The sequence below is a fragment of the Yersinia sp. 2553 StPb PI genome, from assembly GCF_052217105.1.
Classification (GTDB): Bacteria; Pseudomonadota; Gammaproteobacteria; order Enterobacterales; family Enterobacteriaceae; genus Yersinia; species Yersinia enterocolitica_E.
Window position 1 is genome coordinate 529848 of sequence record NZ_JAZGPX010000002.1, and the last position, 18701, is coordinate 548548.

Consider the following 18701-nt stretch of genomic DNA (forward strand, 5'->3'; position numbering starts at 1 on the left):
CCGGTTTTAGTTGACCATTACAGAGGGTTTGTGCAGCACATTGCGCAGTGCTTCTTCCAATTCAAAATAACGAAAACCAAAACCGGCCTCTTCCAATCGTTTCGGCACTGCCCGTTGCCCGCCCAGCACTAACGCTGCGGATTCACCCAGTAATAAACGAATCGCGGCGGCAGGTGTGCGGATAACCGCTGGTCTGTCTAACACATCGGCCAGAGTGGCAATAAATTGCTCGTTATGTACCGGATAAGGCGAAACCATATTAAATGGACCCTTGAGGCCATCGGTGGTCAGCAAATAATGGATACCATGTACCATATCATCGATATGGATCCAGGGTAGATATTGGCGACCATCCCCTATCGGGCCACCCAATCCAAGACGTAATAGCGGGACCATTTTGGCTAGTGCACCGCCGTGTGGCGCTAATACAATACCGGTGCGTAACAGGCAAACACGGGTATGACTACTTTCAGCCGCCCGAGCCAGATTTTCCCAGCGTTCGCACAACTGATGGGTAAATTCATCATGTGGCGTCTCTTCTTCGGTAACCAGAGCTTGCCCCTGATCACCATAAAAGCCAACGGCGGACCCTGAAATAAATACTGCTGGCGGTGTCGTGCTGGCCTGTATTAGCGTGGTCAGGCGCTCGGTTATCTGCCAGCGGCTTTGGCATAGAATCTCTTTTTGCTGCGGGGTCCAGCGTTTTTCCGCAATAGGCTCACCGGCCAGGTTGATTACTGCATCAAAATCATTGAGATCATGTTTATCATCCAGCGTTGACCAGCAGGTGACTTGTGCGCCGAGTACCTGATTTGCCCGCTGAGTGTCACGGGTCAGTGCGGTTACTTGATGGGCTTGCGATAAAAGGAAGGCAGTCAGACTGCGCCCTATTAGGCCTGTAGCTCCGGTTATTAATATACGCATAGCCAACCTCCATTTATTCCCTTCTTAATTGAAGCCGCAGAGGTGTTATCTGCGTTCACTTACCCAAATAACTTACTTGATGCCTGAATAGTGGCAGTCTGGTGTCTCTTTCAGCATAGGCTAACCTACGCTCTTCTCCTACGATACTGAGCATATCTTGAGATTAAAATTTTTATCTCATCAGAGCGTCTGGTGAGTCACATCATTTGGAAAAATAAAAAATTTTAACTAAATAAATGCACCAATCTGTCCGATTAATACGGTATTGAGTGCTTAAGTAATACCACTTCGACGGTAGAAAACGGCCGAAATGGTTATTTTTTCTGAGCAACAAGAACGACTATAAGCCATACGCTGATTATTTTTAAAACACTGATTTTGCGAATTTCTGCTAGAGTGAACAGACTAACCTGAATGGACGAGAGGGCAGTTGGCCTTCTCCCTTGTGAAGTTTGGATGTTTTATAAATAAATATTGGGTGTTTTATAAAAACTCACGGTGGCTTATAAATCCTCCGGCTGAGATCTGGTTGTGATCTCATTGTTGTCCATACACTTTTTCAGGTGCGCATGAAGCTAAATATCGAAGTTAATTGTTCTTATGTATGCGAACCCATACATAGACAAGATGGTAGCTTACTGGCAGTAGAGCTATTAAGCCGATTTTCAGCTAAATCGGTTGATTTGCCCATCGATGTTGAAAAGTTTATTAAAGAATTAGATGTCGACGGAAAGACTAATTTATTCCAGGATCAATTGCGTGCAGTAAAAGCCTATAGCGCTTGGTTTATCACTCACCATGTTTTGCTCTCAATCAATATTGATTTTGATTTGGCGGGAGTGATTGTGACTGATGCCGCAACGCGCCAGTTGTTGGATGAGATGCCCTTCCTACGGTTGGAGATCATGGAGACTTTTTCTAATTTATCCGATGGTATGAATAACCCATTGTTACGGGAATTGGCGCAGCGGTATCCGTTATGGCTGGATGATTTGGGCAGCGGCGGCTCCACCTTGAATGCGGTCACAGCCAATATTTTTGAATATGTAAAAATCGATAAGCATTTTTTCTGGCAGCACAATAAACATACCTTCCCGATCTTAATCAATAACATTAAGAAATATTGCCTCGGTGTCATTGTGGTGGGCGTGGAAAATGAAGACGAGTCGGCGCAACTTAAGGGTAGCAATATTGATGCAATGCAGGGATATTTATTCAATCCTGTGACATTGGATGAATTGGTATCTCAGCCCTCATTATAACGGTTTCCTCGTATTGTCGTTCACCTTGCGCTGATATTATTTTTTCATGTCGGCGCTGCTTTTTGCGATAAAATTTTTGCATAACAGATATCGATTTTTATCGGATTAATCCGATCAATTGGATGATAGAATAGGCTTCTTTTATCTCTCATTGAGTGCCATGGCGTTTACGTCGCCTGATTTGCTGAGAGTAGACCTAAGAGAAGACGATATCATGAAGTTAATGTTTGCTTCTGACCTGCATGGTTCGTTGCCCGCAACGGAAAAGGTGCTGGCTACCTTCGAGCGCAGTGGTGCGCAATGGCTGGTGCTATTGGGTGATTTTCTTAACCACGGGCCACGCAATGCGTTGCCCGCGGGTTATCAGCCAGCAGAGGTGGCACAGCGCCTTAATGCCTATAAAGAAAGGATCATTGCGGTTCGTGGCAACTGCGACAGTGAAGTGGATCAGATGCTATTGCAGTTCCCGATGATGGCGGGTTGGCAGCAGATTATTATGCCAGAAACCCGTCTATTTTTGACGCATGGTCACCTTTATCACCCTGGCGCACTTCCTCCGTTGCGTAATGGTGATGTCTTAGTCTATGGTCATACTCATCTGCCTGAAGCTCGGTGGCAGGGAGAGGTTATTTGCTTTAATCCAGGTTCGGTCAGTATCCCCAAAGGTGGGTACCCGGCAAGTTATGGCATGTTAGACGAGGGGATTTTACAGGTTTTGACCCTACATAATGATGAATCTGTCACCCAATTGAATTTTAAAAAAACTATTATAAATAGTTAGTTACCCAAAGTTATTGACGTTATGTCAGAGGGTAAACATATAATTAACAATTGCGCGAGTCTCACCGCGCCCAGATAGAAGGTTTCAGAGGATGGTGGAGCAAAATCCAGCAGCAGTCATCGAGTGGGTTGATATTGTTGATGAGCAAAATGACGTTATTGCTCAATCCAGCCGTCAACAAATGAGAGCTCAACGACTACGCCACCGTGCTACCTATATTGTGGTGCACGATGGAATGGGGAAAATTCTGGTACAACGTCGTACCGAGAGTAAAGATTTCTATCCCGGTAAACTGGATGCCACTGCGGGGGGGGTGGTGCAGAGTGGTGAAAACTACCTGGAATCTGCGCGGCGTGAGGCAGAGGAAGAGTTAGGGATAGCCGGTGTCCCGTTTGCCGAACATGGCCTGTTTTATTTTGAAGAAGAGTGCTGTCGGGTATGGGGCGGATTATTCAGTTGCGTGTCCCATGGGCCGTTTGCACTACAGGCTGAGGAAATTGAAGAAGTATGCTGGATGGTACCGGAAGATATCACTGCCCGTTGTGACGAATTTACCCCAGACTCTCTGAAAGCGCTGTCACTGTGGCTGACGCGCAACAATGAGCAGGATTACGGTAAAATTACCCCACGCGAAGATTGATTCCCGCTTAGCCATAAAAAAAGCCCCTTTGCAGGGGCTTTTGTGTATCTCACCTTCATCTCACTGATTATCTTACAATAATACCCAGCAAGATACCCAGCGCACCAAAGTCGGCATCACTGAATGTGGTATTGGCAAAGCCGATATCACCCAGCACTGGCAGTAGGAAGACTGGCAGGAAGGTAATCAACAATCCCTGTGCGAAGGCACCTAAAATAGCGCCACGGCGGCCACCGGTTGCATTACCAAATACGCCCGCTGCCGCACCAACGAAGAAGTGAGGAACGACGCCTGGGATAATCACGGTCATGTTCATCAAATAGAGCGCGAACATACCGATAAGACCTGCGGCAAAGCTGCTCAGGAAGCCAACCAGAACCGCATTAGGTGCATAAGGGAACACCACCGGGCAATCCAATGCAGGTTTTGCATTAGGAACTAACTTATCTGAAATCCCTTTAAATGCTGGCACTATCTCAGCAATAACCATACGTACACCTTGCAAGATGATGTACACACCCGCGGCGAAAGTGATGGATTGCATCAGCGAGAACATGAACCAGTTCTTACCGCCACTCAGGCTTTTCACTACTTCCGGCCCGGCGAACAGGCAAGTCACGATGAAAATGATACACATGGTGAATGAGATAGCCACTGGCGTATCACGCAGGAACAGCAAGCTTTTCGGCACATTCATATCTTCAGTCGAATGTTCTTTATTACCGAATTTGCTACCAATAAAGCCAGCCAGCACATAAGACAAGGTAGAGAAGTGGCCAATTGCCACATCATCAGAACCGGTCACTTTTTTCATGTAAGGGTGGGCAATGGCTGGGAAGAACACCATCGCAACCCCAACCACCAACGAACCGATCACAATCAGTGTCACGCCACTGATACCTGCGGTGGCTAGAATTACTGCCACCATCATCGACATAAACAGGGTGTGATGACCGGTCAGGAAGATAAATTTCCATGGCGTAAAGCGGGCAATCAGAATATTGATCACCATAGCGAAGAACATAATCATCGCCATCTCTTTACCAAAACTCTTTTGTGCCACAGAAACGATCGCTTCGTTATTCGGCACCACGCCCTGAATACCGAAAGCGTGTTGGAAGATATTGGCAAAATCACCCAAAGATGAAACCACCAGGCCAGCACCCGCACCTAAAATCACAAAGCCCATGATGGTCTTTACGGTGCCTTTAATACACTCTGTCACCGGTTTTTTCTGGGCAATCAGGCCAATTAACGCAATCAAACCGACCAGAACAGCCGGCTCAGAAAGCACATCACTCATTAAGAAACGAAAGAAATCCATGCCAGCCTCCGCTTACAGCGCGCCTAATTCAGTTAATGCCACAGACAAACGTTCTTTCATGGCTTTTTTATCAATCATGTTATCAAGAGCAACGATTTTTCCACCAACGGCCTGAGCAATCAGCTGTTCGGCAATATCTTTGGTACCGATGAAGATGTCGCTTGGTGTCCCTTTGGCAGAGCCAAGATCCACATGATCCACTTCGGCTGTGACTGCCAGTTCTTTCAGAATACTTTTGATGCTGATTTCCATCATCAGGCTGGTACCTAAGCCATTACCGCAAACCACTGTAATTTTCATTTTTTTTCCCCTTAAAATTATTATCCGTACAGAATGCTGTGATTAATAACGCGCAATGACAGATTGGATCTCTTGCGGCGTTTGCGCATTAAGTAGGGTTTGTACATCGTTATCGTTATCGAACAACTGAGCGAGTTGAGAAATAGCCTCGATGTGGCTGTTGCTGTCTGTCGCGGCTAACACTATGAGCAGTTTGACCGGGTCATTACCTTCAGCATTGAAAGTGACACCCTCGGTAATGACGGTTAATGCCAAGGCGAGTTTATTCACACCTTCTTCCGGGCGGGCATGTGGCATCGCAATGCCGGGGCCGACTACGTAATAAGGGCCAATCGCCTCATGGGAGAGATAAATAGCCTCGACATAACGCGCTTCAATAGAGCCATTATCAATCAGTGGCTTACATGAAATGGCGATGGCATCACGCCAGTCTTTTGCCTGGCTAACCACCTGAATGACGTCTGACGTTAACAGTGTTTTTAACATGATATTGATGACTCCCGATGACTGTTAACCTGAGAGTAGATAGTTATCGTTGCTATTAATGTGACGAATATCTCAATTGATAGCGCTACCTGATAGCGCTATCAAATTTTGTGATAGCGCTATCATTTGTCGCGTCAGGGCCTTTGGCTATCTCGGAATAAGCCATATACAATGCAATGTATTGTCGAGACCCCACGGACTGGCTTGTTTTATCCAGACAGAAAATTTTAATCCGACAAGAAATTTTAATTAGGCAGGAACTCAGCATGGAAAAAACGCGCAAGCGCCGTAATACCGGGCGGGTCACTCTATCGGATGTGGCGAATTACGCTGGGGTAGGGTCGATGACTGTTTCCCGAGCGCTGCGAACGCCGGAGCAGGTTTCAGATAAGTTACGTGAGAAGATAGAGCAAGCGGTTGAAACATTGGGATATATTCCTAATCGCACGGCAGGGGCTTTGGCTTCGGGGCATAGTGATACCGTGGCGGTTTTGATTCCGTCGCTGACCGATAAAGCCAGCTCCCGATTTATGCAGGCGCTGCAACAGATTCTGAACAAAAATGAATTTCAGTTATTGCTGGGTTGCCATGAATATAGTCAGCGGAAAGAAGCTGAAATACTGATGACGTTACTGCAAAGCAATCCGGCAGCCGTGGTGATATTTGGCTCACAACTGGCAGATAAAACCTATCAACTGCTTGAACGGGCCAATATTCCTACCGTTAATGTGGTGGGGTCCTATTTTAAAGGGGCGAAAATTACCCTTGAGGCGGCATTTTTTGAATCCGCTTATGCATTAAGCCGTCATTTACTGGAGCGCGGTTATCACAATATTGGTTTTATTGGCGCTCATATGGATAACCGCTTACAACGTCAGCAACTGAATGGCTGGCATAAAGCGATGCTGGAACATTATAAAAATGCTGATCAAACCGTCACCACACCAGAAACAGCCAGCTTACAGTTTGGTCGCTATGCCTTGACGGAAATTCTGCAACGCCAGCCTGAGCTGGATGCGGTTATTTGCAGCCACGAAGATATCGCTTTGGGGGTACTGTTTGAATGCCAACGTCGCTTGCTGAAAATTCCCGGCGGGATCGCGGTTGCCTGCCTGGATGGTTCTGATAACTGCGATCAGACTCACCCGACGCTGACGTCGATGCGTATCGATTACCGGAAAATGGGTAAAGATGCCGGCAAGATGTTGATCGAACTGCTTGAGAGTGAGGACGATGGCGAGTTGAGTGAACCGGTTAGCCAGAGTTTCAGCTATAAATTTGAACCACGGCAGAGTACCTGAGGCTAGCGCCAAGCAATAAAGGAAAACCGCCCCGCAGGGCGGCTTACCGGGCTTACTTGCCTGACGTGTTGATTATCACCGTGATTGAGTTGTTGAAAATACGCCAACCCCCATTCCCGGATGTTAACAATGCGCCAAATACAACGAGCACAATACAAAAGTACCGTTTCATTGTGCGGTTCATGCTTAGACGGCTTCACGCCAGCACCACCGGTGATACTACCGTGAATACAAGTACAGGGTTGCACTTGCGTTACGGCCAATTGATATCCTTCCCTTAAACCGATGCCCGCTTGCTTAAGGCGGCGAAAAGGTCCGCCGCGATTGTACACGAATGCACCCCAGCCGATACTTGACAGTGAATAGCAACTGGCCCAAAATATCAGAACAGGGTTGCACTTGCGATATGTTGGTAACAGTTATTTTGATACTAACAACCCCGCTGGAATGGCCGCTTACCGGACCAGCACAGAGAAACCGCCTATATGGCGGTTTTTTTGTTGGCGTATTTTAGGGATACGGTCTTTTGGCGAGTGTGGTTGCGAGGTGAAAACGTTCTAACCCCAATTTATACATCGCTTTGCCAACAAACAAAAACGCCAGCACAAGGCTGGCGTTTCTTAGACAACGTAATCTTAGAATTAAGATGCGCTGGCGTCAGCCTGAGCGGATTGAATCGCCGTCAGTGCTACGGTATAGACGATATCGTCAACCAATGCACCACGGGACAAATCGTTAACTGGCTTACGCATACCTTGCAGCATCGGCCCGATAGAGATCAGGTCAGCAGAGCGTTGCACCGCTTTATAGGTAGTGTTGCCGGTGTTCAAGTCTGGGAAGATGAACACGGTGGCTTTACCTGCAACCGGTGAGTTAGGCGCTTTGGATTTAGCCACATCCGCCATGATTGCCGCGTCATATTGCAACGGACCATCGATGATCAAATCTGGGCGTTTTTCCTGTGCCAGACGGGTCGCTTCACGTACTTTTTCGACATCGCTACCCGCACCGGAATTACCGGTAGAGTAAGAGATCATCGCCACACGTGGTTCAATGCCGAATGCCGCAGCAGAATCCGCAGATTGGATAGCAATCTCAGACAGTTGTTCAGCCGTAGGATCTGGGTTGATTGCACAGTCACCATAAACCAGAACCTGGTCAGGCAGCAGCATAAAGAACACCGAAGAAACCAGTGAACTGCCCGGTGCGGTTTTGATCAACTGCAATGGTGGGCGGATGGTGTTTGCGGTGGTATGTACTGCACCGGAAACCAGTCCATCAACTTCACCTTTTTCCAGCATCAGGGTGCCGAGAACGACGTTGTCTTCCAACTGTTCACGCGCGACCACTTCGGTCATGCCTTTGCTCTTACGCAGCTCAACCAGACGCGGAACATATTGCTCACGTACAGCAACAGGATCGATGATTTCAACGCCTTTGCCCAGCTCAACACCTTGCGCGGCAGCAACGCGTTGGATCTCTTCTGGGTTACCCAGCAGCACACAAGTTGCGATACCGCGTTCAGCACAGATAGAAGCGGCTTTAACGGTACGTGGCTCATCGCCTTCTGGCAGCACGATGCGTTTACCCGCTTTACGGGCCAATTCGGTCAGTTCGTAGCGGAATGCTGGTGGTGACAAGCGACGTGAACGCTCAGACGTTGCGCTCAGAGAGTCAATCCAATCACTGCTGATATGGCTGGCAACATAGTTTTGCAGCTTTTCAACACGCTCATGGTCATCTGCAGGGACTTCCAGATTGAAGCTTTGCAGGCTCAAAGAGGTCTGCCAAGTATTGGTATCAACCATAAATACTGGCAAGCCAGTTTGGAAGGCACGTTCACACAGGCTGTTGATACGCTCATCAATAGCGTAACCGCCAGTCAACAGGATGGCACCAATTTCAACGCCATTCATGGCTGCCAAACAAGCAGAAACCAACACATCAGGACGATCGGCTGAGGTAACCAGCAGAGAACCCGGGCGGAAGTGTTCCAGCATATGCGGAATGCTACGAGCACAGAAAGTCACAGATTTAACGCGGCGAGTGTTGATATCACCTTTGTTAATGATGGTGGCTTTCAGGTGCTTGGCCATATCAATGGCGCGAGTTGCAATCAACTCGAAGCTCCACGGCACACAGCCGAGAACTGGCAGTGGGCTGTTGGCAAATAATTGGCTTGGATCGATGTTCGCGACGCTGGCCTTAGTGGAGTCATCAAAGATTTCAGACAGGTCAGGGCGGGTACGACCTTGTTCATCAACCGGCGCATTCAATTTGTTAATGATAACGCCAGTGATGTTTTTGTTTTTACTGCCACCGAAACTGGAACGAGCCAGTTCGATACGCTCTTTCAACTGATCTGGTGAGTCATTACCCAGAGCAATAACAAAGACGATTTCAGCATTCAGGGTTTTAGCAATTTCATAGTTCAATGCATTGGCAAACTGATGTTTGCGTGTTGGCACCAAGCCTTCGACCAGAACCACTTCTGCGTCTTTGGTATTTTCGTGATAACGGGCAACAATCTCTTCCATTAACACGTCTTGCTGGTTAGAACTCAGCAAGGTTTCCACATAACCCATATTCAGCGGCTCAGCAGCAGTGATGCTGGAGTTCGCACGAATGATGGTGGTGGTTTGGTCAGGTGCATCATCACCGGCACGAGGCTGGGCGATTGGCTTGAATACGCTCAGGCGTACACCTTTTTGTTCCATGGAACGGATGACACCCAAGCTTACGCTGGTTAAACCAACGCTGGTGCCGGTAGGAATCAACATTATTGTACGGGACACGGCTAAACCTCTTTACGGTTATGCCCTTCGTCCTTGAAGCCGCAGGGTTGTTGGCTACGCTCATGCACCCGAATTACTGACCTGAGTCAGCTAATCGGGATTTATTCATTTGCCGCCTACCTGCAACTTCAATGACTTTGGGTATATGTCAAAAACTCTTACGCAGTCAGACGGGCTGCGTCTTGTGCGATGACCAGCTCTTCATTGGTTGGGATAACCAGAGCCAGGCGGCTGCCCTCTTTGGTGATGGTGCCTGATTTACCAAAGCGTGCTGCCAGGTTGCGTTCGTGGTCAATTTCAAAGCCCAACAGGCCCAATTTGTCCAAAGTCAGTTCACGTACCATTGCGGCGTTCTCACCAATACCGCCGGTGAAGACCACGGCATCCAGACGACCATCCATCAGCGCAGTGTATGCACCGATGTATTTCGCCAGGCGATGACAGAACACATCCATTGCGCGGCGTGCATCTGCTTTAGTTGCATAGTTGTCTTCAACATAACGGCAGTCACTGGTGACTTCAGTCAGGCCCAGCAGGCCAGATTCTTTGGTCAACAGCTTGCTGATCTGTTCCATGCTCATGCCCATGGCATCATACAAATGGAAAATGATCGCCGGGTCGATATCACCACTACGGGTGCCCATGACCAAACCTTCCAGTGGTGTCAGGCCCATAGAGGTATCAACACATTTACCGTTACGAACAGCAGTGACAGAACCACCGTTGCCCAAATGGCAAGTGATGACGTTCAGTTCTTCCAGCGTTTTGTTCAGGGTTTTAGCGGCTTCCTGGCTGACGTAGAAGTGGCTGGTGCCGTGTGCGCCATAGCGACGGATACCGTTTTCTTTGTATAAACGGTACGGCAGGGCGTAGAGATAAGATTCTTCCGGCATGGTCTGATGGAAAGCGGTGTCAAAAACAGCGACATTTTTATCAGCCAGATTTGGGAATGATTTCAACGCTTCAGCGATACCAATCAAGTGAGCTGGGTTATGCAGTGGTGCAAATGGGATGGAATCTTTGATACCCTGAATAACTTCTTCGGTAACGATAGCTGATGCTGTAAATTTCTCGCCACCATGAACAATGCGGTGACCGATAGCTGTCAACTGAGCGGAAAGCTCTGGTTTTTGTGCCAGAATAGTATTAACAATGAAATTCAGTGCTTCGCTGTGTGCTGCACCAGCACCCAATGCTGCTTCCTGTTTGCCACCATCAAGTTTCCATTTGATGCGGGCTTCAGGCAGATGGAAGCATTCGGCTAAACCAGAGAGGTGTTCTTCACCGTTGGTCGCGTCGATGATAGCAAATTTTAGGGAAGAGCTACCGCAGTTAAGAACCAGTACTAGCTTACTCGACATGGAAGTACCTATTTTATAGTCGTGTTCAACATTTGTTTTGCAAAAACAGCGCGCATGCGACATTGATGATGCAAAAACAGCGAAAAACATATGGTTAATAAAACGTCAATCATTCCAAAAGCGTAGCGCATATTGGCGTCGACATTAATGATTAACATCATGCGATAGAGAAAAAGGCATGATGATGGAAAAATCGCGGATTAAACGTTAAGTGCAAACGTTAAAACCTGGTGGTAAAAATCGGTGCGATTTAACAAAAATGATTTAAAAGCTGCAAAAAGTTGACATATTTAGCGTCATCTTCTAGCGGCCAAAAGGCCGAGTTAGGATACCGATAGCGGAGCCTAAAAACAAAATATATTTAACAGACTAATTTTTAGTTTGTGGATTACAAAAAAATTTTAATTTTTGCTTGTGAAGTTGAGGTGAGCCATGACAACAAAACCCTCTGATTCTGTAAGTTGGTTTCAGGTACTCCAGCGCGGCCAGCTTTATATGAAGACCTGGCCTGCCGATAAGCGCTTGGCGCCGATGTTTCCCGAAAATCGCGTGGTTACGGCGACACGCTTCGGTATCCGCTTTATGCCACCACTGGCCATTTTTACCCTGACCTGGCAGATAGCCCTCGGTGGCCAGTTGGGACCCGCCATCGCTACGGCGCTGTTCGCCTGTGGTTTACCCTTGCAAGGGTTATGGTGGTTAGGCAAACGCGCGATAACCCCGTTACCGCCAACCTTACTCCAGTGGTTCCATGAGGTACGTAACAAGCTAACAGAAGCGGGGCAGGCTGTTGCGCCTATCGAGCAGACGCCGACTTATCAATCCCTGGCCGATGTGCTGAAACGAGCCTTCAAACAGTTGGATAAAACGTTTCTTGATGACCTCTAGTGGCGGTTTCATGCCAGCGGGCTTTTATGCCTCAAAGGATTAGTGGTGCAAAATCCCCTGTCAAATCAAAGTATGGCCCAAGCCTGTGTGCGATGATTTCCTCATTATTTATGTCTTAGGAGTTAGTGATGGATATGACCAACGCCCAACGACTGATTCTGTCGAATCAGTACAAAATGATGACCATGCTGGATCCGGAAAATGCTGAGCGTTATCGTCGCCAGCAAACCATTGTCGAGCGCGGCTTTGGTTTGCAGATGCGTGAATTGGACCGTGATTTTGGTGAGATGAGCGAAGATACTTGCCGTACTATTATTAATATCATGGAGATGCACCACGCCCTGCAAGTCTCCTGTGGTAACCTGAAAGACAAGCAAGACTTGGATGAACGCCGTATCGCGTTCCTCGGTTTTGATGCTGCTACCGAATCCCGTTACCTGAGTTATGTGCGCTTTATGGTCAATACTGAAGGGCGCTACACCCATTTTGACTCAGGGACTCATGGTTTCAACTCTCAAACCCCAATGTGGGATAAATACCAACGTATGCTGGCTATCTGGCAATCATGTCCACGCCAATACCATTTGAGTGCTGTTGAAATTTCGCAAATTATCAATGCCTGATAGCGCATAACTTATTTGCTATCAGTAAGTTGAAAAATAGTTTTACTGATGAGGATGTGCTTGTGGAGTGTAAAGGTTTTCTTTTTGATTTGGACGGGACTTTGGTTGATTCTTTACCTGTTGTCGAACGAGCCTGGATTGGCTGGGCGCAAGGTCGAGGCATCAATCCAGCAGAAGTTCTTGATTTTATCCATGGCAAACAAGCAATTACCTCTTTACGTCATTTTATGTCGGGTGCAAGTGAGGCTGAAATTCAGGCTGAGTTTCTGGCATTAGAGCAGGTTGAAGCTAATGATACCGATGGTGTGAGCGCATTGCCGGGGGCGGTGGCACTGTTGGAGCGACTAAACAGCCTGTCTATTCCGTGGGCTATTGTCACTTCAGGCTCAGTACCGGTCGCTTCTGCGCGCCGTGCCGCCGGCCATCTGCCGGTACCTGACGTGTTTATCACCAGTGAACAAGTTAAGCACGGCAAACCGCAACCAGATGCTTATCTGCTGGGGGCCGAGCGCTTAGGGCTGGCACCGGCTGATTGTATCGTAGTGGAAGATGCCCCTGCGGGGATTTTGTCAGGCTTGGCGGCGGGCTGTCAGGTGATTGCGGTCAATGCTCCGGCTGATACTCCCAAACTTGATCAGGTTGATTTAGTGCTCAGTTCGCTGGAGCAGATTAGCGTTGAGGTTACCGCTAACGGCGCGCGGGTTGTGCGAGTAGGTTAATTCTTCGCCAGATACCTTAATATCACCACTGAGAGCGCCTGATGGCGCTCTTTTACTGTCTGGCACATCACAAGTTGATAAACTTTTTTCAGGAAAAAAACACAATAAAACCCTTTGTGGGATGGTAAGCACATAAATTTGCAGTCATTATTGATCTCAGACAGCGGCCGCTGCTGATTTTAATGTTTTACTGCCAGAGCCGGATATTTCCTTTCACTTTTTGCCAACGAGGCCATTTTGAACCGCGAACTATTGTGGGTGTTGACGCTACTTCTAATAGCTATTGTGCTGTTTACTACCAATAAACTGCGCATGGACGTGGTAGCACTGTTGGTCATTATTGCCTTTGTGATGAGTGGTACGTTGTCATTAGGTGAGGCGACCAGCGGATTCAGTGATCCTAACGTGATATTGATTGCGGCGCTGTTTGTTATTGGTGAAGGGTTGGTCAGAACCGGTGTTGCTTATCAGGTGGGTGATTGGCTGGTCAAGGTCGCCGGTCACAGTGAAACCAAAATGCTGGCGTTATTAATGGTAACGGTTGCCGGATTGGGCGCTTTTATGAGCTCTACCGGAGTGGTGGCAATCTTTATCCCAGTGGTACTGAGTGTTGCCAGCCGGATGAAGATTTCGCCGGGGCGGTTAATGATGCCGCTGAGTTTTGCCGGCTTGATAAGTGGCATGATGACGCTGGTGGCAACGCCGCCAAATATGGTAGTTAACAGTGAATTACTGCGCGAAGGTATCAAAGGCTTTGGCTTCTTTGGCGTTACCCCTATCGGCATTATCATTTTGCTGATGGGTGTCGCTTATATGTTAGTGGCTCGGCGCTGGCTGGGCGGGAAGCAGGAAAGCTCAGAGAAAGAACAGCAATGGAAACGCCGCACTTTCCGCGACCTTATCCGCGATTATAAATTGACTGGCCGTGCGCGCCGTTTGGCTATCCGCCATGATTCTCCTTTGATTGGCCGTTCTCTTGACGAACTGCATCTGCGCGCCCGCTATGGGGCGAATGTGGTGGGGATTGAACGCTGGAAGCGTTTCCGGCGTGTGATGGTGAGTGCCACCGGTTCATCTGAATTACACGAGAACGATGTCTTACTGATCGATATGTCAGATTGCGACATAGATTTACGTGAATTTTGCACTGAACAGATGCTGGAACCGATGGTGCTGCGCGGTGAATACTTCTCAGAGCAGGCGCGCAACGTCGGGATGGCCGAGGTTTCGCTCATTCCTGATTCCGCCCTCTTGGGAAAGAGTCTACGTGAGGTCACTTTCCGTACCCGCTATGGTTTGAATGTGGTAGGTATTCGTCGTAATGGTAAGACTTTGGAAGGCAAACTGGTTGATGACAAATTGCAGTTTGGCGATATCTTACTGGTGATCGGTGATTGGAAACTGATTCGTCAGTTACAGTTAAAGACCCGTGATTTCATCGTACTGAACCTGCCGGCGGAAGTGGATGAAGTGGCACCGGCCATTTCGCAAGCCCCACATGCATTATTCTGTCTGGCGTTGATGGTTGCCATGATGATGACCGACGAGGTGCCAAATGTGATTGCGGCATTGGTAGCCTGTTTACTGATGGGTCAGTTCCGATGTATTGATATGGAAAGTGCTTATCGTTCAATCCATTGGCCGAGTTTGATTTTGATCATCGGGATGATGCCCTTTGCACAAGCATTGCAAAAAACCGGTGGGGTAGATTTGATTGTCCGTGGCTTGATGGATGTGGCCGGTGGGATGGGGCCGCGCGTCATGCTGCTATGTTTGTTTGTGTTGTGTGCCACGATTGGGCTGTTTATCTCTAATACTGCCACGGCAGTTCTAATGGCACCGATTGCGATTGCTGCTGCGCGGGAGATGTCGGTCTCGCCGTATCCCTTTGCGATGATTATTGGTATTGCAGCTTCAGCGGCCTTTATGACGCCAGTTTCGTCACCGGTGAATACCTTAGTATTGGGGCCAGGTGGTTATAAATTCGGTGATTTTGTCCGCATGGGGGTGCCATTTACGATATTAGTCATGATTGTTAGTGTGATGGTGGTGCCGGTGCTGTTTCCATTCTGATTGGGATGCTACAGGGTAAGAGTTGTGTTTAGTTCGGTTGATATGAGATTGGTGCTCACCTTGCCCCTTGGTGCCTCAACCGCCAAAGGGGTCACAAGCGCGTGACCCCTAAAACGGGCGTCATGCCCATTTTCCTTGCCTATACTCTTCGCTCGACAGCTCAAATGTGCTTTTGAAAATCAACTTCAATTTCAACTTCAACTTTAATCCAGCGAATCGAGGCTGATTTCATCCAGTGACAGGCTAAAGCTGGGCACGAAGACTTCCATAAAGTAATCCATTTCCGGGCTTTGGCGCATGGCGAGGGTTTTCTCCAACCGCGCTTTAGCTTGAATAAACTCATTATTACCGGCGGATAATTCTTCCAAACATTTGAGATAAGCACATAGAGCATCTGCCTGTTTAACCAGTGCTTTTTCCTCTTCGCTATAATAATGCTCATCCAGCAGACAGCGGAAATCTTGCTGTAATTCTTTTGGCAGCATTTCAATCAGTTTTTGTTGAGCAACTTTTTCTATCTTCTTGTATTCATGGGCAATCTGAGGATTGTAATACTTGATAGGGGTGGGTAAATCACCGGTTATCACTTCACTGGCATCGTGGTACATCGCCAGCAGCGCAATACGGTCGGCATTGAGATTGCCGTTAAACTTACGGTTCTTAATGATAGCTAACGCATGAGCGACAAATGCCACCTGCAAACTGTGTTCAGAGACATTCTCAGTGCGAACATTGCGCATCAGCGGCCAGCGGTTGATCAGTTTCAGACGAGATAGATGGGCGAAGAAGTGACTCATAGTTTTCTCTCTATTCAATATATTAACCATAAGATGATGGAAACAATCTGCATACGAGGATAACATCAAATCGATTTTATCAATGAGATAATGAGTTAATTAAATATTCTCACAATGTCTCAATTTTGTTTATTAAACCCTCACTTTATCTTTGTGTTTCATTCTTGCCATCCATTCTATCTCATTAATTATAAAAGAAATTATTTAACATTAGCTCTATTGAATTAGTGATGTGAACTCATTATTCTTTTTTTGTCCATTTTATGGATTATTAAATTTCAGCATATAAATTTTATTTAAATTATAAAGCTAAGGATAGTTATATGAAATTATTATTTATTCCTATGTCAATTTTATTATTCAGTGCGACAACACAAGCTCAGGAGGAATTCTGTGTAGGGGGAAATTTGGGGCCGTTCAGTGAGGAGTTTTGCGCTACGCATAACGCCGCGAGGGATAAGCAGCAAGAGCAACGAAGAATAGAACGTTGCAATAAGCTGATTAAACAACAAGGTTCTGCAATATCTTGGAGCATTAATGATTCGGTGAGGGTTTTAATTGACCGTCAACAAAGGGAAGAACTAGGGTGTTTAAGATAATCACTGCATAAATAAAACAGGGCTTGCTATACAAGCCCTGATTAATTACTGGTGGTAGGTCTCCAAAAACCGCCCCAGTTTCCTCACTGCCATCTCCAGCTCATCCACGCGCGGTAACGTGACAATCCGCACATGATCAGGGTATGGCCAGTTAAAGGCGCTGCCTTGAACCAACAGCACTTTTTCCTGCAATAGCAGATCCAATACCAGTTTCTGATCATCTTTCAGGTTAAAACGCTTCTGATCAATACGTGGGAACATATACAACGCGCCTTGAGGTTTCACGCAGGAAACCCCCGGTATTTGGTTGATCAGTTCCCAGGCACGGTCACGCTGTTCGTACAAGCGCCCGCCTGGCTGAATAAACTCGCTAATGCTCTGATAACCACCTAATGCCGTCTGAATGGCATGCTGCATAGGGACGTTGGCGCACAGACGCATTGATGCCAGCATCTCTAAACCTTCAATATAACCTTTAGCGTGTTTTTTAGGACCATTCAGCACCATCCAGCCCTGACGGAAACCGGCAACACGGTAAGTCTTGGATAAACCATTGAAGGTCACAGTTAACAAATCAGGCGCCAGAGCCGCAATAGAATGATGCTGAGCCTCGTCATATAAAATCTTATCGTAGATCTCATCGGCGAAAATAATCAGGTCATTTTGACGGGCGATTTCAACAATCTCCAGTAACAGCTCTTTGCTGTATACCGCGCCGGTCGGGTTATTCGGGTTGATAATCACAATCCCACGGGTACGCGGCGTGATTTTACTACGGATATCATCTAAATCAGGGAACCAGCCCGACTCTTCATCACACATATAATGTACGGCGGTACCACTTGAAAGCGAAACTGCCGCCGTCCATAACGGATAATCTGGTGCAGGTACCAGCATTTCATCGCCCAGATTCAGCAATGCTTGCATGGATTGCACGATCAGCTCAGAGACCCCGTTCCCAATGTAGATATCCTCGACTGTCAGGTCACGCATATCCCGTGCCTGATAGTGCTGCATAATAGCTTTGCGCGCCGAAAACAGGCCTTTGGAATCGCAATAGCCCTGCGCAGTTGGCAAATTACGGATCACATCCACCAGAATTTCATCGGGTGCATCGAAACCAAACGGAGCAGGGTTGCCGATGTTCAGTTTCAGAACTTTATTACCTTCTTCTTCAAGACGCTTAGCTTCTTTTAGCACTGGTCCACGAATGTCGTAACAGACGTTGTCCAGTTTGCTGGATTTCTCAATGGGGGACATAAAAAATTGAGCCTTTTGCTGGTAAAAGCGTGTCCTCAGCGTGGAACACTGCAAGGTATCCAATGTACTCCGACGCTGCTGCTTTTTGAAGTTCTATGCACATCTTTAGTGCGAATGGCTGCTCTTATTTTAAATGACTGCCAGCTTCATTGGTATGGAATATAACCGATGTTTTTGTCTTTAAATCCACTGGTTTATGCCTTATTTATTAGTTTATCTGAAGTTTTATTCCGGCTGATTGCGTGACATACAGCAGTTACCAACAAAATATATCTATAAGATGAGGTTCACTTTCGGTGCCGAAATCGCGGCTTGATACCGATGATAATGAGACGCGATTATGCTGCATCCTATTAGCTGGGATCTCAATCCAACAATTTATATCATCATACATATTATTAAGATGTGAAAAGAAACAAAACTGTAGATAGGAAAACTATTAAGAATAATTAATGTTAAATAGGCTGAATCTTGGAGAATATCTATGTTAATAGTTGAATTTACTCAATTAGATAAAAAACACACATAGAGATATATTGATATTTTTTGATATTTCGAAAAGGGTTAG

18 protein-coding genes are annotated in these 18701 nt (G+C 47.0%); 9 read left to right on the top strand and 9 right to left on the bottom strand.

Annotated features, from left to right (window positions below):
• Positions 1–6 precede the first annotated feature (6 nt).
• On the bottom strand, positions 7–924 hold the full coding sequence (locus V2A84_RS03670; protein WP_442848612.1) for a TIGR01777 family oxidoreductase: 918 nt from the start codon (positions 922–924) through the stop codon (positions 7–9).
• 569 nt (positions 925–1493) lie between these two features.
• Between V2A84_RS03670 and V2A84_RS03675 the strand changes: the two genes are divergently transcribed.
• From V2A84_RS03675 to yfcD, 3 genes are all read left to right on the top strand, one after another.
• Positions 1494–2186, top strand: a complete 693-nt coding sequence (locus V2A84_RS03675; RefSeq protein WP_193784623.1) for an EAL domain-containing protein — start codon at positions 1494–1496, stop codon at positions 2184–2186.
• Positions 2187–2400: 214 nt separating this feature from the next.
• Complete coding sequence (gene yfcE / locus V2A84_RS03680) at positions 2401–2967, top strand: phosphodiesterase (RefSeq protein ID WP_372569384.1); 567 nt, start codon at positions 2401–2403, stop codon at positions 2965–2967.
• A 91-nt stretch (positions 2968–3058) separates the two neighbouring features.
• Entirely contained in the window at positions 3059–3607 is a 549-nt protein-coding gene (gene yfcD / locus V2A84_RS03685; protein WP_083158246.1) for an NUDIX hydrolase YfcD, read from the top strand.
• 67 nt (positions 3608–3674) lie between these two features.
• Here yfcD and V2A84_RS03690 read toward each other — a convergent pair whose 3' ends face one another.
• From V2A84_RS03690 to V2A84_RS03700, 3 genes are read right to left on the bottom strand one after another with little or no spacing between them, the layout of a single operon-like run.
• On the bottom strand, positions 3675–4931 hold the full coding sequence (locus V2A84_RS03690) for a PTS ascorbate transporter subunit IIC (protein WP_005277900.1): 1257 nt from the start codon (positions 4929–4931) through the stop codon (positions 3675–3677).
• A 12-nt stretch (positions 4932–4943) separates the two neighbouring features.
• A complete protein-coding gene (locus V2A84_RS03695) occupies positions 4944–5231 on the bottom strand; it encodes a PTS sugar transporter subunit IIB (protein ID WP_083158247.1) in 288 nt (95 codons plus the stop codon).
• Positions 5232–5273: 42 nt separating this feature from the next.
• Positions 5274–5717 carry a PTS sugar transporter subunit IIA gene (locus V2A84_RS03700; protein ID WP_083158248.1) on the bottom strand — a complete coding sequence of 148 codons (444 nt, stop codon included), beginning with the start codon at positions 5715–5717 and terminating at the stop codon, positions 5274–5276.
• Positions 5718–5983: 266 nt separating this feature from the next.
• Here V2A84_RS03700 and V2A84_RS03705 point away from each other — a divergent pair, with 266 nt between their 5' ends.
• Entirely contained in the window at positions 5984–7018 is a 1035-nt protein-coding gene (locus tag V2A84_RS03705) for a LacI family DNA-binding transcriptional regulator (protein ID WP_083158249.1), read from the top strand.
• A gap of 2 nt (positions 7019–7020) precedes the next feature.
• On the opposite strand, the gene V2A84_RS03710 is transcribed toward V2A84_RS03705, so the two are convergent.
• The 3 genes from V2A84_RS03710 to ackA form a co-directional block, all read right to left on the bottom strand.
• Positions 7021–7350 carry a hypothetical protein gene (locus V2A84_RS03710; RefSeq protein ID WP_442848613.1) on the bottom strand — a complete coding sequence of 110 codons (330 nt, stop codon included), beginning with the start codon at positions 7348–7350 and terminating at the stop codon, positions 7021–7023.
• A 309-nt stretch (positions 7351–7659) separates the two neighbouring features.
• Positions 7660–9798 (bottom strand): phosphate acetyltransferase, encoded by a 2139-nt coding sequence (gene pta / locus V2A84_RS03715; RefSeq protein ID WP_193784805.1) that lies wholly within the window; start codon positions 9796–9798, stop codon positions 7660–7662.
• A 173-nt stretch (positions 9799–9971) separates the two neighbouring features.
• Positions 9972–11174, bottom strand: a complete 1203-nt coding sequence (gene ackA, locus V2A84_RS03720; RefSeq protein WP_442848614.1) for an acetate kinase — start codon at positions 11172–11174, stop codon at positions 9972–9974.
• A gap of 432 nt (positions 11175–11606) precedes the next feature.
• On the opposite strand from ackA, the gene yfbV reads away from it, so the two are divergent.
• The 4 genes from yfbV to V2A84_RS03740 all read left to right on the top strand — a co-directional run bounded on the left by yfbV (position 11607) and on the right by V2A84_RS03740 (position 15477).
• A complete protein-coding gene (yfbV, locus tag V2A84_RS03725; protein WP_083158252.1) occupies positions 11607–12062 on the top strand; it encodes a terminus macrodomain insulation protein YfbV in 456 nt (151 codons plus the stop codon).
• A gap of 128 nt (positions 12063–12190) precedes the next feature.
• On the top strand, positions 12191–12685 hold the full coding sequence (locus V2A84_RS03730) for a YfbU family protein (RefSeq protein WP_083158253.1): 495 nt from the start codon (positions 12191–12193) through the stop codon (positions 12683–12685).
• Between the two features lie 62 nt (positions 12686–12747).
• Entirely contained in the window at positions 12748–13404 is a 657-nt protein-coding gene (locus tag V2A84_RS03735) for a sugar phosphatase (RefSeq protein WP_372569383.1), read from the top strand.
• Positions 13405–13641: 237 nt separating this feature from the next.
• Positions 13642–15477: an SLC13 family permease gene (locus V2A84_RS03740; protein ID WP_372569382.1), complete on the top strand. Its 1836-nt coding sequence runs from the start codon at positions 13642–13644 to the stop codon at positions 15475–15477.
• A 203-nt stretch (positions 15478–15680) separates the two neighbouring features.
• On the opposite strand, the gene yfbR is transcribed toward V2A84_RS03740, so the two are convergent.
• The gene (gene yfbR / locus V2A84_RS03745; RefSeq protein WP_372569381.1) at positions 15681–16274 is read right to left on the bottom strand and encodes a 5'-deoxynucleotidase; all 594 of its coding nucleotides are present in this window, start codon (positions 16272–16274) and stop codon (positions 15681–15683) included.
• Between the two features lie 323 nt (positions 16275–16597).
• Between yfbR and V2A84_RS03750 the strand changes: the two genes are divergently transcribed.
• Entirely contained in the window at positions 16598–16873 is a 276-nt protein-coding gene (locus V2A84_RS03750) for a hypothetical protein (protein ID WP_032907645.1), read from the top strand.
• A 45-nt stretch (positions 16874–16918) separates the two neighbouring features.
• Here V2A84_RS03750 and V2A84_RS03755 read toward each other — a convergent pair whose 3' ends face one another.
• Entirely contained in the window at positions 16919–18133 is a 1215-nt protein-coding gene (locus V2A84_RS03755; RefSeq protein WP_083158257.1) for a pyridoxal phosphate-dependent aminotransferase, read from the bottom strand.
• Positions 18134–18701: the final 568 nt, after the last annotated feature.

Coding starts and splice junctions, on each gene's coding strand:
- V2A84_RS03670 (WP_442848612.1), bottom strand. CDS start 924: ATGCGTATATTAATAACCGGAGCTACAGGCCTAATAGGGCGCAGTCTG.
- V2A84_RS03675 (WP_193784623.1), top strand. CDS start 1,494: ATGAAGCTAAATATCGAAGTTAATTGTTCTTATGTATGCGAACCCATA.
- yfcE (WP_372569384.1), top strand. CDS start 2,401: ATGAAGTTAATGTTTGCTTCTGACCTGCATGGTTCGTTGCCCGCAACG.
- yfcD (WP_083158246.1), top strand. CDS start 3,059: ATGGTGGAGCAAAATCCAGCAGCAGTCATCGAGTGGGTTGATATTGTT.
- V2A84_RS03690 (WP_005277900.1), bottom strand. CDS start 4,931: ATGGATTTCTTTCGTTTCTTAATGAGTGATGTGCTTTCTGAGCCGGCT.
- V2A84_RS03695 (WP_083158247.1), bottom strand. CDS start 5,231: ATGAAAATTACAGTGGTTTGCGGTAATGGCTTAGGTACCAGCCTGATG.
- V2A84_RS03700 (WP_083158248.1), bottom strand. CDS start 5,717: ATGTTAAAAACACTGTTAACGTCAGACGTCATTCAGGTGGTTAGCCAG.
- V2A84_RS03705 (WP_083158249.1), top strand. CDS start 5,984: ATGGAAAAAACGCGCAAGCGCCGTAATACCGGGCGGGTCACTCTATCG.
- pta (WP_193784805.1), bottom strand. CDS start 9,798: ATGTTGATTCCTACCGGCACCAGCGTTGGTTTAACCAGCGTAAGCTTG.
- ackA (WP_442848614.1), bottom strand. CDS start 11,174: ATGTCGAGTAAGCTAGTACTGGTTCTTAACTGCGGTAGCTCTTCCCTA.
- yfbV (WP_083158252.1), top strand. CDS start 11,607: ATGACAACAAAACCCTCTGATTCTGTAAGTTGGTTTCAGGTACTCCAG.
- V2A84_RS03730 (WP_083158253.1), top strand. CDS start 12,191: ATGGATATGACCAACGCCCAACGACTGATTCTGTCGAATCAGTACAAA.
- yfbR (WP_372569381.1), bottom strand. CDS start 16,274: ATGAGTCACTTCTTCGCCCATCTATCTCGTCTGAAACTGATCAACCGC.
- V2A84_RS03750 (WP_032907645.1), top strand. CDS start 16,598: ATGAAATTATTATTTATTCCTATGTCAATTTTATTATTCAGTGCGACA.
- V2A84_RS03755 (WP_083158257.1), bottom strand. CDS start 18,133: ATGTCCCCCATTGAGAAATCCAGCAAACTGGACAACGTCTGTTACGAC.